Source organism: Microbacterium sp. Root166 (assembly GCF_001427145.1).
Taxonomy (GTDB): domain Bacteria; phylum Actinomycetota; class Actinomycetes; order Actinomycetales; family Microbacteriaceae; genus Microbacterium.
The window spans coordinates 404446-426185 of sequence record NZ_LMGL01000001.1 but is presented as its reverse complement, the minus strand read 5'-3'; the positions used below and the strand labels follow the sequence as shown (position 1 = coordinate 426185).

Here is a 21740-nt window from a genome sequence, read left to right as displayed (position 1 = left end):
GACGGATCAGCTGCAGGTGAGCAGCTCGTCCTCGAACTTCTTGAGCGTGTCCTCGGCGAACGCGCGCTGCTCGTCGCCGTACGTCTCGACGTTGTCCTTCGTCACGACGAACGAGCCGGAGTCGACGACCACGCCGGGGTCGGCGACCTCGCAGGCGCCGCTGGCGAGCTGAGCGAGAACCCAGCTGCCGACGTATGCCTGACCGGCCGGGTTCTGCGCGACCGTGCCGTAGACCGAGCCGTCGCGGATGCCCTCGAGGATGATCTCGTCATCGTCGATCGCCACGAGCTGGATGGGCAGACCCGACTCGGCGATGGCCTCGGCGCTGGCGACGGCGGGGTTGTACGCCGTCGTGACGATTCCGTCGATCTCGGCGCCGTTGGCCGCCAGGAGGTCGGATGCCGCCTTCTGCGCGGTGGCGAGGTCGGTGTCGACGTCGGTGATGTTCTGCAGCAGCGTGACCTTGCCGCCGGTCTCCTCGACGGCGCGCTCCACGCCGGTGATGCGGCGCTGCGTGTTCGAGTCGACGTTGTTGCCCGTCATGTGCACGATGTTGCCTTCGCCGCCGATCGCCTCGATCGTCGCGACTGCGGCCTGGTAGGCGGCTTCCTCGGTGTCGGTGGACAGGCAGAAGTCGGCGAGGTTCTCGTCGCCCGCCGGGCAGGAGGCGATCGAGCCGACCGCGATGCCGGCGCCCTTGAGCTTCTCGAACGTCGAGTTGATGTCGCTGGGGGAGACGCCGAAGATGCCGAATGCGTTGTACCCGTTGGCGACGAGCGAGTTGATGACGTCGTTCTGCTTGGTCTGATCCCACTCGGCGGTCTCGTTGAAGATGACCTCGCCGAGACCGAACTCCTCCGCTGCTTCCTCGCCGGCTTCGATCCACGGCTGGAAGTAGGGGTGCGCGCCACCGGGGACCAGCGCGACCTTGACGTCGGACAGTCCGCCCGCAGCGCCGCCATCGCCGGAGCCGTTGTCCGCCGCGGACGTGCAGGCGGTGAGGGTGAACAGGGCGGCTGCGGCGAGAAGCGCCGCTCCTGCCCGCGCTCGCTGTGTGTTTCTCATCCCAAGTCCTCCATGACTGAATGTGATTTGAAAGATCGTATTTGATCTTTCAAACGCTATAGTGATCCCAGATGCTCGTCCTGTCAAGTCGATGACGATGGAGGTACCCGTGGCGATGGACCAACTGCCCGCTCTCGGCCAGAGCGCACGCGTCATGCTCGGCGACGAGATCTACGGCCTGCTGCAGCAGGCGATCATGGACGGCACCATCCCTCCGGACGCCCGCCTCAACGCCGGAGAGCTCGCGCGGCGGTTCGACGTCTCGCCGACTCCGATCCGCGAGGCGCTGGCCCGGCTCGAATCCGACGGCCTCGTCGACAAGCATCCGCTCAAGGGGTACCGGACGACGGATCTGCTCAGCCGTGACGAGCTGGTCGACCTGTTCGAACTGCGGCTGCTGCTCGAGCCCGGCGGCGCCGCGCGCGCGGCGCAGCGCCGGTCTCAGGAGGACATCGACGTGCTCCGCGGCGAGATCGATCTCGCTCGCACCGCCGTCGACGAGGACGACGCGTACGCCGTGCTGTCACGCCACGACGTCCGGCTGCACGACCGGGTGTTCGTCGCCGCCAGGAACGAGACGCTCCGACTGGCCTATGCCCGTGCCCACTGCCACCTTCATACGTTCCGTCTCGCGTATACCGGCTCGTACGTGCCCGATACGGTGCGGGAGCACGCGGCGATCGTCGGCGCGATCGCCGCGGGTGATCCGGATGCCGCCGAGGGTGCCATGCGCCGTCACATCGAGCAGTCCCAACGGCGCCTGCTGCGCGTTTTCGACTGAGCCCTTCGCCGCCGCGCGGCGCGTCAGGGGTGGATGCCGATCACCCCGGGCCCGCGTGGCGGCGCGGTACCGCCCGGCGGCCCCAGGACGACCGTCGCTGCCGCGAGCAGCACGAGCACGGTCCCCATGGTCAGGACACCGGTCAGCGCGCCGGCGGCCCGACCCGCGAACGCCCGGCGCGTCACCAGAGCGAGGCCGAACCCGGCCAGCCCTCCGGCCGCATTCATGAGGATGTCGGTGACATCGGTCTTCCCCGTGGCCAGCACGAACTGCGCGACCTCCAGTGCCGCGCTCGCGCCGGCCGCCGCGCCCGCCGCCTTCCACCACGGCCAGGACGGGACGAGCAGGCCCAGGTACACGCCGAACGGGACGAAAACGACGATGTTCGCGAGGACCTCCCACGTGGCGCTGGCTCCTGCGCTGGACGTGGCGACGAACGGGATCAGCTTGAGTGCGCGCGCCGAGTCCGGCCCGATGTGGGGCAGCTGCAGCTTGAACACCACGAGCCATGTGAGCACCGCGAGGTAGACCGCGAACAGCGTCGCGGTCAGCGCCGACGGAACGCCGGCCGCCGGCCGGGCCACAGCGGTCATCGCTGCATCCTCGGATCCTGGGTGGGATCGTCGTATGTCGCAGGGCAGCCCTGGTCGATCGCGGCCGGACGCAGTTCGAAGTGCCACGGCTCGTTGTCGTAGATCCGGCACAGGCCGTAGCGGGAGCCGTGATCGGCCAGCCACGACTGGGCGTCGTCCGAGCCGATGTCGACGGCATCGCCGGACACGTGGGCAGAGGTGTCCGCAGTCGCGACCCACCGCGCCGCCTCCTCCTCGGAGCCGTACTCCGACACGGCGTCGCGCAGCAGCTTGTCCTGGTACAGCGCGGAACGCCAGCCGCTGTTGACGACGAACTCGACGCCCTCGTCCGCGGCATCGGTCGCAGCCTGCCGCACTGCCGCGAGCAGCGCGGGCTCGAGGTTGCCCACTGCCGGATACCGGTCGTCGAAGACCGAGACGGCAGGCGGGAGCAAGCCGTCGCTCTCGGTCAGCACGCCGGCTCCGCCGCGTGGGATCTCGCCCGTCGGCGGTGCCATCGGCGCGGCAGAAATGCTGGATGGGGCGGACGGCGCGGATGCCGCCGTCGATGCGGTCTGCATCGCCAGCGTGCCCGTGATCACCGCCGCGACGCCGAGCGCCCCGAGGACGACCCCTGCCCGTGCGCGCCGGATCGCCTGTCGATTCTTCGTCATGCGCCCAGTCAACGAAGCGGCGCGTTGCGAGGCCGTATGCGGTTCTCGATACGCGGACGATATGCGCGGTTCGTAGCATGGGCTCATGCGTGTGCTGGTGGTCGAGGACGAGCCCCTCCTGGCGGAGGCGGTCCGCGACGGGCTCCGCCTCGAGGCGATCGCGGCCGACATCGCGGGCGACGGCGACACCGCGCTCGAGCTGCTGAGCATCAATGCGTACGACATCGCCGTCCTCGATCGCGACATCCCGGGACCGTCGGGCGACGACGTGGCCGAGGCGATCGTGGCGTCGGGGAGCGGCATCCCGATTCTCATGCTCACCGCGGCGGACCGGCTCGATGACAAGGCGTCGGGGTTCGAGCTCGGTGCCGACGACTACCTCACGAAGCCCTTCGAGCTGCGCGAGCTCGTGCTGCGACTGCGCGCCCTCGACCGCCGTCGCGCGCACAGCAGGCCGCCGGTCCACGAGATGGCGGGGCTCCGGCTCGACCCGTTCCGCCGCGAGGTGTTCCGCGACGGCCGCTACGTCGCCCTGACCCGCAAGCAGTTCGCGGTGCTCGAGGTGCTGGTCGCGGCGGAGGGCGGCGTCGTGAGCGCCGAGCAGCTGCTCGAGCGCGCGTGGGACGAGAACGCCGATCCGTTCACGAACGCGGTGCGCATCACCGTCTCCGCGCTGCGCAAGCGACTGGGCGAGCCGTGGCTGATCGCGACGGTCGCCGGTGTCGGCTACCGCATCGACGACGGGGACGCGCGTGGTTAGGGAGCCCGGGCCGAGCGTCCGCCTCAAACTCACCCTCAGCTACGCGGGATTCCTGATGGTCGCGGGGGTGCTCCTGCTCTCGGTGGTGTGGATGTTCCTGCTGCGCTACGTGCCCGCCGGACCGATCAACGTGGGCGGCCCGTTCATCCCGAACCGCGGCGATCTCGTGCGTGCCTTCGTCGGGCCGGCGGCGTGGGCGCTCGTCTTCCTGCTGGCGTTCGGACTGCTGGGCGGGTGGATCCTCGCCGGTCGGATGCTGGCTCCGCTGACGCGGATCACGGATGCCGCGCGCCGCGTCACGGACGACTCGCTGTCGCAGCGGATCGAGCTTCCGGGACGGAACGACGAGTTCCGCGAGCTCGCCGACACCTTCGACGCGATGCTCGCCCGCCTCGAGGCCCACGTGGCCGAGCAGAAGCGATTCGCCGCGAACGCCTCGCACGAGCTGCGCACTCCACTCGCGATCTCGCAGGCGCTGCTCGAGGTGGCCCGCAACGACCCGGACCGCGACGTCGACCTCCTCATCGACCGGCTGCAGGAGGTGAACGCGCGTGCGATCGAGCTGACCGAGGCGCTCCTGCTGCTCAGCCGCGCCGACCAGCGCTCGTTCGCGCGCGAGCGGGTCGACCTGTCGCTGGTCGCCGAGCAGGCCGCCGAGACGCTTCTTCCCCTCGCCGAAGCCCGAGGTGTCATGGTCACGACCTCCGGCGACGTCACGCCCGTCTCGGGCTCGCCGGCCCTGCTGCTGCAGCTGGCGACGAACCTCCTGCACAACGCCATCGTGCACAACCTGCCCTCAGGCGGGGGCGTCCGGGTGACGGCATCCGCTCAAGACGGGCTCGCCACCCTGACCGTCGAGAACACCGGGGACGATCTCGCGCCGGCCCTGCTGACGACCCTGGCCGAGCCGTTCCAGCGCGGCACGGAGCGCATCCGCAAGGATCAAGCCGGCGTGGGTCTCGGCCTCGCGATCGTCAAGAGCATCGCCCAGGCGCACGACGGGAGTCTCGCGATCCGTCCCCGGCCCGGAGGCGGGCTCACGGTCGCGGTCTCCCTGCCCTCCGCGTAGCCGCTTCTTCGCGAGACCGCACGAACGCATCGTCTTCGCAACGGTTCTGGTGCATTCGTGCGGTTTCGGCGGGCGGGCGGAGGACCCGGGATGCCGAAGGCCCCGGTCGCATGAGCGTCCGGGGTTCCACCCAGTTGCCACTCGCGGCGGCTCAACCGCGGCGATGGCCGCATCAAGTGGCATCTCGGCGCTTGGGCAGGTCTGGGTCGGGCGCCGTGCACGGCGTCGACAACGCGCGCGGGACACGCCGGTCGGCGGCATCCGGAATCGGCGTGACGCCGAGACCGCACGAATGCACCGTTCTCGCACTGGTTCCGGTGCATTCGTGCGGTTTCGGCGGGTGGGCGGGAAGAAGAGACGGGGATGCCGAAGGCCCCGGTCGCAAGGGCGTTCGGGGCCTTCGGCTAGGAGGGGTCAGTACGAGCGTGAGCCCGGGGAGGGGCGGCCCGTGCGGTAGGCCTCGAAGTCGGGCTGGCCGTCGGGCATGACGGGCAGCGGGACGTTCGTGCCGTAGTACGTCGGCCACGGCGGGAGCGGCGCGGAGGCCTGCGGGTATGCGGGCGCTGCCGGTGCCACTGGCGCGGCCGGTGCCGTGTACTCGGGAGCGACGGGAGCCGACGGGGCGGTGTACCCGGGGGTAGCGGGTGACGCGGGGGTTGCGGGGGCCGCCTGACCGGTGTACCCCTGCGCGGCCGGAGCTGCAGGACCGCCGTAGCCCGGCGCGACCGGAACGGCGGGCGCGGTGTAGCCCTGCTGGGGTGCGTAGGCCGGGCGAGGCTCGCGCGGGCGCGTGATGGCGCGGACGAGAGGACTGATGATGGCCGCGACCGCGCCGATGATCGCGAGGGCGGCGACGATGCGCCAGTAGGTCTCGCCGAAGAGGTCGTCGGGCCGCAGGGTGAGCGGCAGCACGATCATTATGGCGAGCACGGCCGCGCCGGCGGTCGCGATCAGCGACGAGATCCTGACGATCGGCGAGGGGTCCTTCCAGAACGCGCGACCGTGGAGCTGGATGAACAGCACCGCGAGCTGGATGACGATGATCGAGATGATCGTGACGGGCAGGAGGAAGACGGTGTCCGAAAGCTCGGTGCGGTAGTCCCACGTGTTGAACATCGCCACGAACGCCGACAGGACCCAGCCGCCGACGCGCAGCGGCACGATCCAGCTCTCGGCCGGGCGGTACCGCGTCTCGGCGAGCACGATGAGGGCGAAGGCCATGAGGATCAGCACGGTCCACAGCGCGCGCGCGACGATGGCGCTCTGGTCGCCGAAGACGACGAAGCCGGCGCTGACGAGCGCAGCCGCGGCGAGACCGACGACGATGATGTAGAGCAGGGTGCGACGGCCGGAGCTGACGCCGGGGGCGGCGGGCTCCGCCGGTCGGGGATCCAGGGGTGCGGTCATGGGGTCTCCTTGGTGAGGGCGAGTCGCCGGCGCGCGCGAGCACGTGCTCCTTGAAGGCTGTCATATCCCGCGCTCTCACGGCGGAGACGTGCGGCACCTGTGAATACGCTCGTGCACCTCGAATGCGCGGGGTTGACAGGCAAGTGGATACTTGCATACGGTGAGCCCGTGGCCGACGTCTACAAGGCAATCGCCGATGAGACACGGCGCCTGCTTCTCGACGAGCTGATGCAGCGCAACGAGCAGACGCTGTTCGAGCTGTGCTCGCGGCTCGCGATGAACCACGACCTGACGCCCTCCCGGCAGGCGGTCTCGCAGCACCTGGACGTGCTGGAGGCGGCCGGCCTCATCCGCACCGAACGGCGGGGGCGCTACAAGCTCCACACCATCGACACCGCGCCACTCGCTGAGATCTCCCAGCGGTGGCCCCTCCGAAAGGCATCCCAATGAAGCTCCAGACCGTGTCGATCTTCGTCGACGATCAGCAGCGCGCCCTCGAGTTCTACACGCAGAAGCTCGGCTTGGCCGTGGCGAGCGACATCCCCGTCGGCGACTTCCGCTGGCTCACGGTCGTCGAAGCTGCCCGCCCCGACGGCACGCAGATCTCGCTCGAGCCGAAGGACCATCCCGCCGCGGTCGCGTTCACCGACGCGCTGATCGCGGACGGGCTGCCCTACTGCACGCTGGGCGTGGACAACGTGCAGGCCGAGCACGACCGCCTGGTCGAGCAGGGTGTCGTCTTCACCCAGCCGCCGACGTCGATGGGCCCGGTCACCGTCGCCGTGCTCGACGACACCTGCGGCAACCTGCTGCAGCTCGCCCAGTTCAACAGCTGAGCAGGCTACGCGATGACGACCTCGTAGCCGCTGTCGGTCAGGCGCTGCCGCTGATCGGCCGTGGCCGCGGCATCCGTGATCAGTGTCGAGAAGATGCGGCGATGCCCGATCGCGGCGAACGCGCGCTTGTCGATCTTGGACGAGTCGGCGACGAGCACGGCGTGCGTCGCTCGCGACGCCATCAGCGCGTTCACGGCCGCCTCGCGCTCGTCGTGCGACGTGGGTCCGAGGACCGGATCGATGCCGTTGACGCCTACGAAGGCGAGGTCGAGCGTGATCGAGCCGAGCACGGCGTCGACATAGGCGCCCACGAGCTCGTACGACCGCGCGTGCACGACCCCGCCGGTGACGACCGTCTTGATCTGCGGTCGCATCGCGAGCTGCATGGCGATGTTGATGGCATTCGTCACGACGGTGAGGCTCGGCTCGTGCGAGGGCTCCATGATGTCGCCGCGCGACATGAGCGCATCCGCGATGGCCGTCGCCGTCGTGCCGCCGCACAGCCCGATCACGGCGCCGCGCGGAACCATCGCGCTCGCCGCACGGGCGATCGCCGCCTTCGCCTCGGGATTCTGCTGGTTCTTGTACCGGATCGGCAGGTCGTACGCGACGGAGTGGGCGACGGCGCCCCCGCGCGTGCGGGTGAGGAGCTGCTGCTCGGCCAGGGCGTCGAGGTCCCGCCGCGCGGTGGCGGGGGAGACGTCGAGCAGCTCGACGATCTGCTCCACCTCGACCTGGCCGTTCTCGGCGAGCAGATCGAGCACGGCGCTGAGCCGGTCGGCACGGTTCATCGGGTCTCCTTGTCGGCCGAGGCGAACAGCGCGAGGAGCCGGGCAGTCTCTTCGCGTACGGCGGCCCGGCCCGCTGCGACGTACTTCCGGGAGTCGACGATCTCAGGATGCCGAGCCAGGTGCGAGCGTATCGCGGCGGTGAACGCGGCGTTCAGGTGTGTCGACACGTTGATCTTCGTCAGTCCGGCGCGGATCCCGGCGACGATCGTCTCGTCGGGAACCCCGGACGAACCGTGCAGCACCAGCGGCACCGGCACCGCCGCGGCCAGCCGTCCGATCAGGTCCAGGTCGAGTGAGGCGACGCGCTCCGTCATCGCGTGCGACGAGCCGACGGCGACGGCCAGCGCTTCGACGCCGGTCTCGGCGACGAACCGGCTCGCCTCGGCGGGATCGGTGCGCACGCCGGGCGCGTGGGCGCCGTCCTTGCCGCCGATCTCACCCAGCTCCGCCTCGACGAGCACGTCGGCAGCGTTCGCGCGCGCGACCACGAGCCGGGTGTTCGCGACGTTGTCGGCGAACTCGAGCTTCGCGCCGTCGTACATGACGGAGCCGAAGCCGTGGTCGATCGCGCGGTAGGCGAGCTCGACCTCCTCGGCGTGGTCGAGGTGCACCGCCACACGCACGGTCGACGCCTCGGCGGCGGCGAGGACGGCGACGGCGATCGGCTCGAACGCGCCGTGGTAGCCCACGCAGTTCTCCGACAACTGCAGGATGACGGGCAGCCCGGCGTCTTCGGCACCGCCGATCAGCGCCTCGGCGGTCTCGAGGTGCACGACGTTGAATGCGCCGATGCCGCGACGTGCCGCGCGCGCGTCGTCCAGGAGAACCCGGGTGGGAGTGAGGGTCATCGGGGGTCCCCGTCGATCGTGGTGAGCTCGACCTCGCCGGCGAGTCGCGTGTGCTCGGGGCTCAGCTCGCCGGCCTGGGGCATGAGCACGGCCGCCGCCGACCAGGCGGTGGCCCGCCGGGCGAGCTCGAGCCGGGCGCGATGCGCAGCGGCGGTGTCGGAGAAGAGGTCGTCTCCCGCCGAGAGGGCGGCGGCGATTGCGGCGACCGCGGCATCGCCGGCGCCGGTCGGGTTGCCGTGCAGCACCCGGGGCAGGCGGGCGCGAACGGGCGCGCCGTCGCGCGGCACGACCATGAGCCCCTCGGTGCCGAGCGAGACGACGATGAGTCCGGCGCCGAGCTCGAGCAGGGCGTGCGCTCCGGCCAGGGGGTCGGCGAGGCCCGTCGCGGCGGCGAGCTCTTCTCGGTTGGGCTTGAGCACGTGGGCTCCGGCGCGTGCGGCCGCGAGCATCCCCGGACCGCTGGTGTCGACGACGACCCGCGTCACGCCGGCGAGCGATGCCACGAGGGAGGCGAGTTCGTCCGGGCCGAAGCCGTCGCGCAGGCTGCCGCTGATCGCGACGACCCCGGCGGCGCGCCCGAGCCGCAGAGCGGTCGCGACGAGCTCGGCGGCCTCTTCGGCGGTCATGGCTGCGCCGACCTCGTTCAGCACGACCGTCTCGCCGCTGCCGGCGTCGACGATCGCGGCGGACAGGCGGGTGGCGGATGCCGTGGCCACCAGCTCGCACGGAACGCCTGCCGCGGCGAGCTCGGTGCGGAACTGGTCGCCGGTCGCGCCGCCGGCCGTCGTCAGCGCGATGACCGGAACGCCCGAGGCGTGCAGCACGCGAGCCACGTTGAGTCCCTTTCCCCCGGCCCGCGCGACGGCCGGCGGAACGCGGTGCGTGCCGCCCGGCGTCAGATGATCCACGTGCCACGTGATGTCGACGGCCGGATTGGGCGTGAGGGTCAGGATCATCGGGTCACGCGCTCCCGCGCGATCAGGGCCGCGCCGAGCAGCCCGGCGTCGTCGCCCAGCTGGGCCGGAAGCAGCGGCGGGCGGCGGTGGAAGCTCAGGCGTGCGTCCAGCCGCTCGCTCAGCGGCACGAAGAGGGCGTCGCCCGCCCGGGAGAGGCCGCCGCCGATGACGATGGCGCCGGGAGCGACCGTCGCGGTGATCTGCGCCAGCGAGAACGCCAGGGCATCGAGCGCGCTGTTCCAGACGGCGTCGGCTTCGGCATCCCCCGCCGCGGCACGCTCGAGCACCTCGCGCGCGCCCGAGACGGTCACGCCCGCTCGCTCGGAGTAGCGGCGAGCGATGGCCCCGGTGGAGGCGATGGCTTCGAGGCATCCCCGCCCGCCGCACACGCACGGCGGCTCCTCCGCCACGGGCGAGTGCCCGATCTCGCCGGCGTAGCCGCCGCCCAGGTGGGGACGTCCGCCGAGGATGAGCGACCCGGCGATGCCGGTGCCGATGATGAGCACAACGACGTCGTCGAACGCCCGTGCCGCGCCGAGGCGATGCTCGGCCCAGCTCGCCGCCGTCACGTCGTGGTGGAACGCGACAGGAAGGTCCAAGGCCGCCGACGCCAGATCGCGGATCGGCTCGTCGCGCCAGCCGAGATTGCTCGTGTACACCCCGATGCCCCGCTCCGCATCGACGATGCCGGGCACGAGCAGCCCCGCCGCGACCGGCGTCGTCCCGGGGTGAGCGCTGCGCAGCGCGTCGCCGAGCTCGGCGACGTGGGCCACGACCGACTCGGCCGACCGCGGGCCGTCCAGCGGCGTCGGGGTGCGGCGGAGTCCCCGCACCACGCCGTCCGCGTCGACGAGCGCGGACTTGGTGTCGGTGCCGCCGACGTCGAACGCCAGCACCACCTCGCCGGCACCGAGACCGGGTCGCGATCTGTCGGGGGAAGTCACCGTGTCAGCTCCCGAGGATGACCGAGCGGGTCAGGCTGCGTGGCGAGTCCGGGTTCAGCCCGCGCGCCAGCGCGCGGGCGAGCGCCACGCGCTGGGCGCTCACGAGCTGGGCCATCGGGTCGAGAGCGTCGGCCTCGAAGTGCGCACCGGTCGCGGCCACGTCGTCGGCCAGGCCCGCGGGCGGGGCGCCGAAGTGCCACGTCACGCGCCCGGGGGCGGCGATGGCGATCGGACCGTGACGGTACTCCATCGCCGGGTAGGACTCGGTCCAGGACTGGGACGCCTCGCGCATCTTCAGCGCCGCCTCGTGGGCGAGGCCGACCGTCCAGCCCGTCCCGAGGAACGTGAACTGCTCGGCCTCGATGAGGGCCGGGTCGAGGTCGCCGTCGATCGCCCGGCGGGCGTCGTCGACGGCCCGGCCGAGATCTTCGCCGAGCGACGCGCGGAAGAGCGCCAGCGCCGTGGTGGCGAACCGGGTCTGGACGACGGACTCCTCGTCGGCGAACGGCAGCGTCACGACATCGTCGACGAGTTCGACGAGCGGCGAGTCCGCGTCGCCGACGACGCCGACCGTGCGCACGCGCCCGCGGAGTCGTTCCACGAGCTCGAGGACCTCGGTCGTCGTGCCGGAGCGTGTGAGGGCCACCACCGCGTCGTACCCGCGATCGACGAACGCCTCGGATGCCGCGAAGGCGTCGGTCTCGCCGTACCCGCCCGCTTCCCGCAGCCACGCGTAGGACTGCGCCATGAACCACGAGGTGCCGCAGCCGGCGACCGCGATGCGCGCCCCGTGCGCCGGAAGGAGGGACTGCTCCGCGCGCAGGCCGGCTGCGCGCGCCCAGGTGTCGGGCTGAGACGCGAGCTCGCGCGCCATGTGAGTGGTCATGAAGGTCCTCCGGGTGGTGCAGATGGGGCGATTACATGATTGCAAATGATTGGGACATCTGTCCAGCGATCAAGTGTCTGACGTATTGGAGTTTGCGAGGCATCCGAACAATTTCGGTAACGATCGCGTGAAACGACTTGACGCAGGGAGTGCGGCAGGACATCATCGTGACCATTGCATGACGCGTACTGATTGGTTTGACGACATTCCGTCAGATTCACGCATCGGCGGATCTCCGCCATCCGCACCGGCGCGGCGACAGCGGCGCCCGTGATCCACCACACAGTGAGGAAACACGAATGAAGAAGTCGCTACGCGCGGGAGCAACGATCGCGATCGCCGCCACAGCCACGCTCACGCTCGCATCGTGCGGGTTCGGCGGCGGCGGATCCGGAGACGCCGACTCCGACGGCACGACCCTCGACCTCCTCGTCCCCAGCTACTCGGACGCGACCCAGGGGCTGTGGGAAGACGTCATCGCCGGGTTCGAGGACGAGAACCCCGACATCTCGGTCAACCTCGAGGTGCAGTCGTGGGACAACCTCGAGAGCGTCATCGCCACCAAGATCCAGGGTGGCGAAGCCCCCGACATCTACAACGGCGGACCGTTCGCCGGCTTCGCCGCCGACGAGCTGCTCTACCCCGCCGAAGAGGTCGTCTCGCCCGAGACCTTCAGCGACTTCCAGGAGTCCTTCGTCGCCAACGCCGAGGTCGACGGCACCGCCTACGCGCTGCCGCTCATCGCGTCCGCACGCGCGCTGTTCGTCAACAACGCCCTGCTCGAGCAGGCCGGCGTCGCGGCAGCGCCCACGACGTGGGACGAGCTGCTGGATGCCGCGGTGAAGGTGTCCGCGCTCGGCGGCGGCGTCGCCGGCTACGGCATGCCGCTCGGCTCGGAGGAGGCTCAGGCCGAGGCCGCTGTGTGGCTGTGGGGCGGCGGCGGCACGTTCGGCGACGCCGACGCGATCACCATCGACGACCCGTCGAACCTTCCCGGTGCCGAGCAGATCAAGAAGATGATCGACGCCGGCGCGACGCAGGCCGACCCCGGCTCGACGGACCGCTCGCCGCTGATGGACATCTTCGTCCAGGGCAAGATCGGCATGCAGGTGGGCCTGCCGCCGACCGTCGGTCAGATCGAAGAGGGCAACCCCGACCTCGACTACTCGATCGTCCCGATCCCGACCGAGAGCGGCGACCCGATCACGGTCGGCGTCATGGACCAGCTGATGGCCTTCGAGAACGACGGCGACAAGAAGGAAGCCATCACCAAGTTCCTCGACTACTACTACTCGGCCGACGTGTACGTGCCGTGGGTGCAGACCGAGGGCTTCCTGCCCACCACCAAGTCCGGCGCCGAGGCGCTCGGCGGTGAGGAATCGCTCAAGCCGTTCCTGGACGTGCTGCCCAACGCGAAGTTCTACCCCAGCACCAACCCCCAGTGGTCGGCTGCCGACGGCGCGTTCAAGGCCCTCTTCGGTCAGATCCAGACGAAGTCCGCACAGGAAGTGCTGACCGAGGTCCAGGCTCAGACCGACGCCGGCTGACGCACGACCTCGCACGACCGAACCCGGAGAGATCGGTGACCGCCGAATCATGAGCACCACGACCGACGCGTCGTCGATCCCCCAGGCGGGGGCGGCCGAGGGCCGCCCCCGCTCCGGCGGGCCGCGCACCAAGCCCCACAAGCCCAAGGCCAGCGGGCGCGATCTCCTTCACGCACTGCCCTGGATCGCACCCTGCCTGCTGCTGATCGCGGGCGTGGTGGTCTTCCCCGCCGCGGTGATGTTCTACAACTCCACCCGTGACATCTCGGTGTCGGGCCTCGACAAGGGCTCGGTCGGCTTCGACAACTACATCGAGGTCTTCTCGTTCCCCCACTTCGGGCCGATCTTCCTGCGGACGATCGTGTGGGTCGTCGTGGTGGTGGCGGCGACCGTCATCATCTCGCTCGGCCTGTCCCAGATCCTCAACAAGGCCTTCCCCGGCCGGCGCATCGTGCGCCTGGCCGTGATCATCCCGTGGGCCGCCTCGGTCGTCATGACCACGATGGTCGTCTACTACGGCCTGGAGCCGTACTTCGGCATCATCAACAAGTTCCTCGTCGACGTCGGCCTCGTCGACACCCCCGAGGGCTTCGGCTGGACCCGCAATCCGCAGACCGCCTTCGCCTGGTCGATCGTCGTCGCCGTGTTCGTGTCGCTGCCGTTCACCACCTACACGATCCTCGCCGGCCTGCAGACAGTGCCCGGCGAGGTGCTCGAGGCCGCCAAGATGGACGGCGCCAGCCCGACCCGCACCTACTTCTCGGTGATCCTGCCGCAGCTGCGCGGCGCCATCGCCGTCGCCGTGCTGATCAACATCATCAACGTGTTCAACTCGCTGCCGATCCTCAAGGTCATGACCGGCTCGATACCCGGCTACGACGCCGACACGATCATGACGATGATCTTCAAATACATCCAGAACCAGCAGAAGGTCGACGTCGCCAGCGCCCTGTCGGTCGTGGCCTTCCTGATCGTGATGCTGATCGTCGCGGCCTACGTGAAGATCGTCAAGCCGATGAAGGAGGTCTGACGATGACGCTCACCGCCCCTCCCGCACCGGCTCCCGACCGGGCCGCGCCGGCCGCGGCATCCGCTCGCCGTCGCCGGTACACCGAAGACCAGGTGCCGCTCGGCAAGGTCGTGTTGCGCATGGTCGCGGGCTTCGTCGTGCTGCTGATCTTCGTGCTGCCGTACACGATCATGTTCTTCGGCTCGGTCAAGACCAAGGCGCAGATCCGCTCGGTCGAACCGACGTACTTCCCCACAGAATGGCACTGGGAGAACTACGTCAACATGTGGTCCACGCCCGAGACGCCGCTGCTGCAGAACACGATCTCGACGATCATCATCGCCGTCGTCGCGACGCTGCTCGTGCTCCTGGTGGCCATGCCCGCGGCTTACTACACGGCGCGGTACCTGTTCCCGGGCCGCATGTTCTTCCTGTTCCTCGTGATCATCACGCAGATGCTGCAGCCGGCCGTGCTCACCTCGGGCCTGTTCCGTCAGTTCGTCAGCCTCGGCCTGGTCGACACCTGGGCGGCGATGATCTTCATCAACGCGGCGTTCAACCTGTCGTTCGCGGTGTGGATCATGCACTCCTTCTTCGCGGGCATCCCGAAGGAGGTCGACGAGGCGGCCCAGATCGACGGCGCCGGCCGGCTCACGGTGCTCTTCAAGATCAACCTCCCCCTGGTCTGGCCCGGCATCGTCACGGCGATCGTCTTCACGTTCGTCGCCTGCTGGAACGAGTTCGCCGCCTCGCTCGTGATCCTCTCGACCGCCGGCAACCAGCCCCTCTCGGTCGCGCTCACCAAGTTCGTCGGGCAGTACGAGACCAGCTGGCACTACGTCTTCGGCGTCTCGCTCGTCGCGATCATCCCCGTCGTCGTCCTGTTCATGCTCATCGAGAAGCGTCTCGTGGGCGGTCTCACCGCAGGGAGCGTGAAGTAGGCCGTGGCCGAAGTCATCATCGTCGAGGATCAGGATGCCGCGGGCGCCCTGGTCGCCGACACCATCGTCCAGCTGCTGCGCTCCACGCCGCAGCCCGTGCTGGGCCTCGCCACCGGGTCGACGCCGCTGAGCACCTACCGCGCGCTCGCGCAGCGGATCCGCGACGAGTCGATCGACGTCCGCCACGTCCGTGGCTTCGCGCTGGACGAGTACGTCGGGCTGCCGGCCGGGCATCCCGAGAGCTACCGCTCGGTCATCACGCGAGAGGTGGTCGAGCCGCTCGGCCTTGATCCGTCCCTCGTGCACGTCCCGAACGGCGATGCCGCGACCATCGACACCGCGGGAGAGGAATACGAGGCCGCCATCCTCGCCGCCGGCGGCGTCGACCTGCAGATCCTCGGCCTCGGCCGCACCGGCCACATCGGCTTCAACGAGCCCGGGTCCTCGCTCGCCTCGCTGACCCGAGTGAAGACGCTGACCGAGGCCACGCGCAGCGACAACGCCCGGTTCTTCGACTCACCCGACGACGTCCCGATGCACTGCATCACCCAGGGGATCGGCACCATCCTGCGCGCGCGGCACCTCGTGCTGCTCGCGTTCGGCGAGCGCAAGGCCCGGGCGGTGGCAGCGGCTCTGGAAGGTCCGCTGTCGGCGATGCAGCCCGGCTCGGCGATCCAGCTGCATCCGCACGCCACGGTCGTGGTCGACGAGGCCGCAGCTTCCGAGCTCGCGCTCGCCGACTACTACCGCCACGCCTGGGCGAACCGGATGGCCTGGCAGCAGCCCTGACCCGGTCTCCGACCGCCTCGATGTGCACAACGTCGGCGATTCCCGCGGACACGCCGGGTGCGGCATCCGATTCCCGGCGTGTCGTCGCGGATCGCCGACGTTGTGCACGCGTGCTCTGGGCGACCGCCACAGTTCGCTGCGACCGCGCCGTCGCGCGACGCAGCGCTCGCAGGAAACTGGCGCGCTCGCTGCGGGCGGCGGGTCAGAGCTCGCGGCTGAACAGGTCGCCGGGTGCCGCGCCGACCGCGACCGGAACTCCGGGCGTGCGGGACCACTGGCTCCACGACCCGGGGAAGACCCGGGTCTCGATCCCCGCCTCGGCGAAGGCCAGGGCCGAGAGGGCTGAGGCGATGCCGGCGCCGCAGTAGAGCACGACGGGCCGGTCGTCGTCGATGCCGGCGCTGCGCAACGTCTGCCGGATGAGCTCGGGGTGGCGCAGCGTGCCGTCCGGGCCGATGTGGGCGACGGTCGGGATGTTCACGGCCCCGGGGATGTGCCCGGCGTAGGGATCCTGACCCTGCACGCGGCCGCGGTAGTGGTGCGGAGCGCGGGCATCGACGAGGTGGCCGAGATGCGGCGCGCGAGCGGTCTCGCTCAGGGTGACGGTGCCGGGGTCGACGTTCGCCAGCCGCACGTTCCCGGGCCGCGGGACGAAGTCGCCGGTCTGCAGCGGCAGCCCGGCGCCGATCCACGAGCGGATGCCGCCGTCGAGCACGCGGATGTCGACTCCCCGCCGGCGCAGCAGCCACCACGCCCGGGCGGCCGCAACCCCATCATTGTCGTCGTAGGCCACGACGAGCTCGCCGTCGTTGATGCCCCAGCGCCGCGCCGAGGTCTCGAGCTCGCCGACGTCGGGCAGCGGATAGCGCCCGTCCTGCGGATTGCCGGGCCGCGAGAGCTCGTGTTCGAGATCGACGTATACCGCCGTCGGGATGTGGCGCTCGAGGTAGGCGGGTCGCCCTTCTGGGGCATCGAGCCGCCACCGCACGTCGAGCAGTCGCACGCTCTGGCGCGCGAACAGCGCGTCAGCCAGCGACGAGGTGTCGATGAGGTTGCTCATGAACTGAGCGTGGCTGAGCCGGTGACGGCGGCGACAGGCGCCCTGAGATGTTTCGTCATGTTGTGCAAACCAGCGAAATGTGGGCGTCCGGTGCCTTGCAGGAGGCTCTCGGACGCGCGTACCGCCGAAAGGAAGGGTCTGTCAAGGCCAGAGCCGTGCAATCCGGGCCGTTGCTAGCCTGAGCGGCGCACCACCCGGCGCGTCGTCCACAAAGCGGCGTGAATCACATGAAGGAGACATCATGCTCTGGACCATCCTCGGCCTCATCATCATCGGCCTCATCGCAGGCCTTCTCGCTCGGGCCATCATCCCCGGCAAGCAGAGCATCGGCATCCTGATGACCATCGTCCTCGGAATCGTCGGCTCGTTCGTAGGCGGCTTCCTCGGGTTCCTCATCTTCGGTGCGGACCCCAACGGCGGCTTCCTGCAGCCTTCCGGCATCATCGGCTCGATCATCGGCGCCGTCATCGTGCTCGGCATCTACGTCGCGGTCGCGCGTCGTCGCACCGACCGCGTCTGACGCAACGGCCCTCGCGCCGGTCTCGCAGCCACGCTGCGGGGCCGGCGCGATCGTGCGTCCGGGCTCAGCTGCGGCCGGTCGCCGGGACCACAGCCGGCTCGAGCAGTGACCGCGCGAGCACGGTGGCGCCCGCCACGGCGGCCGGCATCGTCCCGACTGCTCCGAGCGGAACCATGAAGCACAGCTGCGTCGCGACGCCGAACCCGAGCACACGGGCGCGATGCCGCTTCATCAGGGCACGCCGGGCAGCAGGCGGAATCCCGCGAGCGGTGAGTGCGCGCGAGGTGAGCTCGGTGGCGAGAAGGTGCCCCGTGAACAGCACGGCGAAGACCGTGGCGAGGATGCCGCCCACGACCGGCACGAGACCGATGAGTGCCGCCAGTGCCGCCACCCCGAGGCCCCGGGCCAGGAGCGCCAGGGTGTCGGCGACCGAACGCCAGAAACCGTACGGCGCGTCGATGTCAGCCGTCCCGAGCTCGGCTTCGACGGCTCGCCAGATCCGCTCGTAGAACGGTTCGCCGATCAGGAGCGTCAGCGCGGTGAACGACACCGCGACGAGCACCAGGGCGGCTCCCATCAGTGCGGTGCCCACGGTGACGCGGATCACCGTCGCCCAGACACCTGGCCAGCCGTCCGCGAACGGCGTCATGGCCTCGGTGATCGCGGGCAGGAATGCGCCGAGCGTGATGAGCCCCGCGAGGAACAGCGCCCCCACGATCGCGGCGGGGATGAGGCCGAGCGCCATCGTGCCGGGCCTGCGACGCCAGTACGAGAATCCGCGGCCGAGCAGCGCCGCCCCGTGGGCGAACTCGCCCAGGGGGCCGCGTCGCCTGTGGTGACCAGCGCCTGCCATCCCTTCAACCTACGTCGAGTCGGCCGTCGTAGGCTTCTTCCGACTCATGGAGGAGAACATGGCGGACACCACGGTCGAGGCGATCCGGGCGGAGCTCGCGGCCCTCGAAGACCCCCGCATGCGCGAGGTCAACGAGCGGCACGGCGACGATCACGGCGTCAACCTCACCAAGCTGCGCGGGGTGGCGAAGCCGCTGAAGACCGACCAGGACCTCGCGCTGCGGCTGTGGGCGACCGGCGAGACGCCCTCGCGGCTCGTGGCGCTCCTCATCAGCCGGCCCAAGGCGTACAGCGCCGCGGACCTCGACGCGATGCTGCGCGAAGCCGGTGCGGTGAAAGTCCACGACTGGCTCGTGAACTACATCGTGAAGAAGGGGCCCCACGCCGACGAGCTCCGGGTGCTGTGGATCCAGGATGCCGATCCCGTCGTCGCGAGCGCCGGCTGGGCGCTGACCGCCGACGCCGTCGCGAAGCGTCCGGAGCTGCTCGACCTCGACGGCCTGCTCGACACGATCGAGGCCGAGATGAAGACGGCACCTGCCCGCAAGCAGTGGGAGATGAACAGCTGCCTGGCGGCCATCGGCATCCACCACCCGTCGCTGCGCGCGCGAGCGCTCGACATCGGCGAGCGGCTCGAAGTGCTCAAGGACTATCCGACCCCGCCGGGCTGCACCTCCCCCTTCGCGCCCATCTGGATCAACGAGATCGTCCGGCGGCAGGGCTCCTAGCCCGCCTGCCTCGCGCTGAGCTCGCGCCAGCGGGCCCTCGTGAGGAACGCGAGCTGCCCGGTCTTGTGCGGCAGCTCGACGTGCGGGCCGAGCTCGAAGCCGAAGAGCCGCACCCGGGCGACCGCGCGGTCGTTCCCGACATCCGGTTCGATGATGACGCGATCGACCTCGGGCCGCGAGAAGAGGAACGACGCGATGAGGTGCCCGATCCGTGTGGTGAAGCCGCGCGCTGGTGCGCCGCGCGCGCCGAGCAGGAAGTGGATGCCGACATCGCCCGGCTCGGTCGCGTAGACCTCGCCGAGCGGATCGTTCTCGGGCTCGTACGTCTGCAGCAGCACGATGGGCAGCCCATCGCGCCGGACGAGGAAGGCGTGGTGGCTCGGCAGTTCGTCCACGTACGCGTAGAGGTCCCGCAGCTCGTCGCGCGGCAGCTCAGCGAGCCCCCAGAACTGCGCGCCGGGTGCGCTCACCCAGGCGTGCACGACATCGAGGTCGGCATCCGGATCCAGCACGGTGAAGGTGATCTCGCCGAGCTCGGCGTCGTGGATGACGTGGACGCTCTCGCCGGCGCGGCCGGCGACCAGGCGCTGGGTCGACGGAGGGGCGGCGGTCATGGTGCTCCGGTGGGGTCGTCGTGGCGCAGGCGCGCCCAGTCGGTCACGACGGGAGTGGGCCGGACATCGGCCCATGCCGCGAGCTGGTCCGCGAAGTGGTGTGAGGCGGGATCTCCGGAGGCGCCGAACGGCACGCTCCACAGGCTCTTGTCGCGATCGGCGAGGTCCCACGCCCAGCGTGCGACCGAGCCGCGCCAGCTGCGGTCGGTCACGCCGGGAGTCGAGCCGGTGCAGCGCACCGCGTCGCCGTCGCCCGAGAGCGCGACGCCGAGGTCCGCGCCGGGATCGGCGGCTCCGGGCACGTCGACGAGAACGTGGAGCGGCAGGAGCCGGTGGGTCTCGCCCCAGGTGCCGGCCGTGGCCGCATCCTCGAGGGCGCCGACGATCAGGGTGGCCACGTCGTCGCGCAGCGCGGGGTGCGCGAGCAGGCGCGGGAGTGCGGCAGCGACCTGGGCGGTCGCTCCGAGCCAGGGGGTGAAGACCGCCCCGCACCCGTGCGGCGTGTGCAGGGGCGCCAGCACCGGGTGCGCGGCGACGCGACGGACGAGGGCGGTGCGCCAGGCGCCGAACAAGCCCGCGGCGGCGCATGCGGCATCCATTCGCCCGCCCCAGGCGGCGAGCTCGTCGCGCACGCGCGCGGCCTCGGGTGGGAGGTCGCCGGCGGGCAGGAGCCGCAGCAGCGCCCGCGCGGATCCGCTCTCGGTGTCACCCCACACGGGAACGAACTCGGCGGCAGTGCGCGGTCGCGTCGTGTCGAGCAGCTCGCGGATGCGGCGGGCGCGATGCGGCGAGGGATAGGCCCAGCCGAGGTCGATGTCCGTCGAGGCGGGGCGTTCGTTCGCGTCGACGGCGATGTCGTGCACCACCGCGCGCGGGGGCGCCGGCGCATCGGGCACCGGCGATGTCGAGGCCCCGTCCAGCGGCAGCCTGCGCGCACCAGGCTCGCGGTGGGGGACGCGTCCGACGGTCGCCGACCGCACCTCGCCCTCCCGATCGGCCGCGAGTACGCGGTTGACCGGATCGACCCAGGTCGAGAAGGCGTCGATCACGTCGTCGGCCGTGCGTGCGCGCAGCAGCGTCAGCAGTGTGCGTGCACCGAGGTCGGCGTCGGCCCGCGCCGGCATGCGGACGCTCCAGCCGACGAGTTCGTCGCCGACCTCGTGCAGGTCGGTGACGACGGTGCCGCGCTCGGTCTCGATCGCCTCGACCTCGACGTCCGCGCCGCCGCGCACGCGCACGACGGAGCGCTCGACATCCGCCGCGGTCCAGCCGTCCGGGCCGAGCGCCTCGTAGCCGCCGGGCACGACCCGCAGCCGTTCGCGGAACACGTCGACCGCGTGGGCGATCGCGTTGGTCACGCCCCAGGCCACGTGCCCGGCATGCCCGAAATGCGGCACTCCGGGGACCCCGGGAAAGGCCAGGCCGACGACGTCGAACTCGTCGCACGCCAGGCGGATCTGCTGGTAGACCCCGGGCAGCTCGAAGATGCGATGAGGGTCGCCGGCCAGCAGGGGCAGACCGCTCGCGGTGCGTGACCCGTGCAGCGCCCACGCGTTGCTGCCCGAGGTCGGCACCGTCTCGTCGCCGTATCCGGCCAGCACCTCCACCCAGTCGTCGCCGAGGGTCTGCGCGACGTGCTGCCGCCACAGCACGATGGGGAACGTCGAGAACAGCGCGTGCGCGACGTGCAGCACGCCGAGCGGGTCGTGGTCGTCCCAGGGTGTCAGCGCGACCGCATCGCCGAACAGCGCGTCGAGCGACGCGAACTCGGTCGCCTTGCGCCCGGCATCCGCCATCCCCCGGCGCACGCCGACCGTGTGCCGCTGTACGAAGTCGCGCGTCTCCGGATCGAGCCCGGCGAACGCGCGCCGCGCGGTGTCGTCGAGGCGGGCACGCCGGGCGAACACATCCCACGTCGTGCCTGCCTCGCCGATCAGCTCCGACAGGCGCCCCGACGCGCGCAGCCGGTCGACCTCGATCTGCCATCCGCGGTCGCGCGCGGTCACCTCGCCCTGCGCCTCGGCCAGGTCCCCGGCATCCGTCGCGCGGATGTGGGGGATGCCGAGGTCGTCACGGTACACCTGCGCCATG

24 protein-coding genes are annotated in these 21740 nt (G+C 70.7%); 11 read left to right on the top strand and 13 right to left on the bottom strand.

What is annotated here, in order from left to right:
• Positions 1 to 6: 6 nt before the first annotated feature.
• Positions 7 to 1065: a sugar ABC transporter substrate-binding protein gene (locus tag ASD56_RS01925; RefSeq protein WP_055960602.1), complete on the bottom strand. Its 1059-nt coding sequence runs from the start codon at positions 1063 to 1065 to the stop codon at positions 7 to 9.
• A gap of 115 nt (positions 1066 to 1180) precedes the next feature.
• On the opposite strand from ASD56_RS01925, the gene ASD56_RS01920 reads away from it, so the two are divergent.
• Positions 1181 to 1846, top strand: coding sequence for a GntR family transcriptional regulator (locus ASD56_RS01920; RefSeq protein WP_055960601.1), 666 nt, complete (start codon positions 1181 to 1183; stop codon positions 1844 to 1846).
• A 23-nt stretch (positions 1847 to 1869) separates the two neighbouring features.
• On the opposite strand, the gene ASD56_RS01915 is transcribed toward ASD56_RS01920, so the two are convergent.
• Positions 1870 to 2439: a VanZ family protein gene (locus tag ASD56_RS01915; RefSeq protein WP_055960599.1), complete on the bottom strand. Its 570-nt coding sequence runs from the start codon at positions 2437 to 2439 to the stop codon at positions 1870 to 1872.
• Positions 2436 to 3092: a M15 family metallopeptidase gene (locus ASD56_RS01910; RefSeq protein WP_055960597.1), complete on the bottom strand. Its 657-nt coding sequence runs from the start codon at positions 3090 to 3092 to the stop codon at positions 2436 to 2438. Before ASD56_RS01910 ends, ASD56_RS01915 begins: the two co-directional genes overlap by 4 nt.
• Before the next feature lie 85 nt (positions 3093 to 3177).
• Between ASD56_RS01910 and ASD56_RS01905 the strand changes: the two genes are divergently transcribed.
• A complete protein-coding gene (locus tag ASD56_RS01905) occupies positions 3178 to 3852 on the top strand; it encodes a response regulator transcription factor (protein WP_055960595.1) in 675 nt (224 codons plus the stop codon).
• The gene (locus ASD56_RS01900; protein ID WP_200947439.1) at positions 3845 to 4921 is read left to right on the top strand and encodes a sensor histidine kinase; all 1077 of its coding nucleotides are present in this window, start codon (positions 3845 to 3847) and stop codon (positions 4919 to 4921) included. The genes ASD56_RS01905 and ASD56_RS01900 overlap by 8 nt, the downstream gene beginning before the upstream one ends.
• Before the next feature lie 414 nt (positions 4922 to 5335).
• On the opposite strand, the gene ASD56_RS16540 is transcribed toward ASD56_RS01900, so the two are convergent.
• A complete protein-coding gene (locus tag ASD56_RS16540; protein ID WP_055960592.1) occupies positions 5336 to 6328 on the bottom strand; it encodes a hypothetical protein in 993 nt (330 codons plus the stop codon).
• Between the two features lie 168 nt (positions 6329 to 6496).
• Here ASD56_RS16540 and ASD56_RS01890 point away from each other — a divergent pair, with 168 nt between their 5' ends.
• Both ASD56_RS01890 and ASD56_RS01885 read left to right on the top strand, forming a co-directional pair.
• Positions 6497 to 6778 (top strand): ArsR/SmtB family transcription factor, encoded by a 282-nt coding sequence (locus ASD56_RS01890; protein WP_055960591.1) that lies wholly within the window; start codon positions 6497 to 6499, stop codon positions 6776 to 6778.
• Positions 6775 to 7164 (top strand): VOC family protein, encoded by a 390-nt coding sequence (locus tag ASD56_RS01885; RefSeq protein ID WP_055960589.1) that lies wholly within the window; start codon positions 6775 to 6777, stop codon positions 7162 to 7164. Before ASD56_RS01890 ends, ASD56_RS01885 begins: the two co-directional genes overlap by 4 nt.
• A gap of 5 nt (positions 7165 to 7169) precedes the next feature.
• Here the strand turns inward: ASD56_RS01885 and ASD56_RS01880 are convergent, their stop codons facing one another.
• The 5 genes from ASD56_RS01880 to ASD56_RS01860 are packed head-to-tail and all read right to left on the bottom strand — an operon-like array spanning position 7170 to position 11589.
• The gene (locus tag ASD56_RS01880) at positions 7170 to 7955 is read right to left on the bottom strand and encodes a DeoR/GlpR family DNA-binding transcription regulator (RefSeq protein ID WP_055960586.1); all 786 of its coding nucleotides are present in this window, start codon (positions 7953 to 7955) and stop codon (positions 7170 to 7172) included.
• Positions 7952 to 8803: a class II fructose-bisphosphate aldolase gene (locus ASD56_RS01875; protein WP_055960584.1), complete on the bottom strand. Its 852-nt coding sequence runs from the start codon at positions 8801 to 8803 to the stop codon at positions 7952 to 7954. Before ASD56_RS01875 ends, ASD56_RS01880 begins: the two co-directional genes overlap by 4 nt.
• Positions 8800 to 9759, bottom strand: coding sequence for a 1-phosphofructokinase family hexose kinase (locus ASD56_RS01870; RefSeq protein ID WP_055960583.1), 960 nt, complete (start codon positions 9757 to 9759; stop codon positions 8800 to 8802). Before ASD56_RS01870 ends, ASD56_RS01875 begins: the two co-directional genes overlap by 4 nt.
• Positions 9756 to 10703, bottom strand: coding sequence for an ROK family protein (locus tag ASD56_RS01865; protein ID WP_235565472.1), 948 nt, complete (start codon positions 10701 to 10703; stop codon positions 9756 to 9758). Before ASD56_RS01865 ends, ASD56_RS01870 begins: the two co-directional genes overlap by 4 nt.
• 4 nt (positions 10704 to 10707) lie before the next feature.
• A complete protein-coding gene (locus tag ASD56_RS01860) occupies positions 10708 to 11589 on the bottom strand; it encodes an SIS domain-containing protein (protein ID WP_055960579.1) in 882 nt (293 codons plus the stop codon).
• A gap of 299 nt (positions 11590 to 11888) precedes the next feature.
• Here ASD56_RS01860 and ASD56_RS01855 point away from each other — a divergent pair, with 299 nt between their 5' ends.
• The 4 genes from ASD56_RS01855 to nagB are packed head-to-tail and all read left to right on the top strand — an operon-like array spanning position 11889 to position 15875.
• Positions 11889 to 13136, top strand: a complete 1248-nt coding sequence (locus tag ASD56_RS01855) for an extracellular solute-binding protein (protein WP_055960577.1) — start codon at positions 11889 to 11891, stop codon at positions 13134 to 13136.
• Between the two features lie 49 nt (positions 13137 to 13185).
• Positions 13186 to 14166 carry a carbohydrate ABC transporter permease gene (locus ASD56_RS01850; protein ID WP_055960575.1) on the top strand — a complete coding sequence of 327 codons (981 nt, stop codon included), beginning with the start codon at positions 13186 to 13188 and terminating at the stop codon, positions 14164 to 14166.
• Positions 14167 to 14168: 2 nt separating this feature from the next.
• Entirely contained in the window at positions 14169 to 15086 is a 918-nt protein-coding gene (locus tag ASD56_RS01845; protein WP_200947438.1) for a carbohydrate ABC transporter permease, read from the top strand.
• A gap of 3 nt (positions 15087 to 15089) precedes the next feature.
• On the top strand, positions 15090 to 15875 hold the full coding sequence (gene nagB, locus ASD56_RS01840; RefSeq protein WP_055960573.1) for a glucosamine-6-phosphate deaminase: 786 nt from the start codon (positions 15090 to 15092) through the stop codon (positions 15873 to 15875).
• 202 nt (positions 15876 to 16077) lie between these two features.
• On the opposite strand, the gene ASD56_RS01835 is transcribed toward nagB, so the two are convergent.
• Complete coding sequence (locus ASD56_RS01835) at positions 16078 to 16935, bottom strand: sulfurtransferase (protein WP_055960572.1); 858 nt, start codon at positions 16933 to 16935, stop codon at positions 16078 to 16080.
• 241 nt (positions 16936 to 17176) lie between these two features.
• Here ASD56_RS01835 and ASD56_RS01830 point away from each other — a divergent pair, with 241 nt between their 5' ends.
• Positions 17177 to 17455: a GlsB/YeaQ/YmgE family stress response membrane protein gene (locus ASD56_RS01830; protein WP_055960570.1), complete on the top strand. Its 279-nt coding sequence runs from the start codon at positions 17177 to 17179 to the stop codon at positions 17453 to 17455.
• Positions 17456 to 17519: 64 nt separating this feature from the next.
• Here the strand turns inward: ASD56_RS01830 and ASD56_RS01825 are convergent, their stop codons facing one another.
• Positions 17520 to 18308, bottom strand: coding sequence for an EI24 domain-containing protein (locus ASD56_RS01825; protein ID WP_082541172.1), 789 nt, complete (start codon positions 18306 to 18308; stop codon positions 17520 to 17522).
• 58 nt (positions 18309 to 18366) lie between these two features.
• Between ASD56_RS01825 and ASD56_RS01820 the strand changes: the two genes are divergently transcribed.
• Positions 18367 to 19035 carry a DNA alkylation repair protein gene (locus ASD56_RS01820; protein ID WP_055963453.1) on the top strand — a complete coding sequence of 223 codons (669 nt, stop codon included), beginning with the start codon at positions 18367 to 18369 and terminating at the stop codon, positions 19033 to 19035.
• On the opposite strand, the gene ASD56_RS01815 is transcribed toward ASD56_RS01820, so the two are convergent.
• Entirely contained in the window at positions 19032 to 19649 is a 618-nt protein-coding gene (locus tag ASD56_RS01815; RefSeq protein ID WP_055960566.1) for a GNAT family N-acetyltransferase, read from the bottom strand. The two genes, ASD56_RS01820 and ASD56_RS01815, sit on opposite strands and share 4 nt — an antisense overlap.
• Positions 19646 to 21739 (bottom strand): penicillin acylase family protein, encoded by a 2094-nt coding sequence (locus ASD56_RS01810; RefSeq protein WP_055960563.1) that lies wholly within the window; start codon positions 21737 to 21739, stop codon positions 19646 to 19648. Before ASD56_RS01810 ends, ASD56_RS01815 begins: the two co-directional genes overlap by 4 nt.
• Position 21740: the final 1 nt, after the last annotated feature.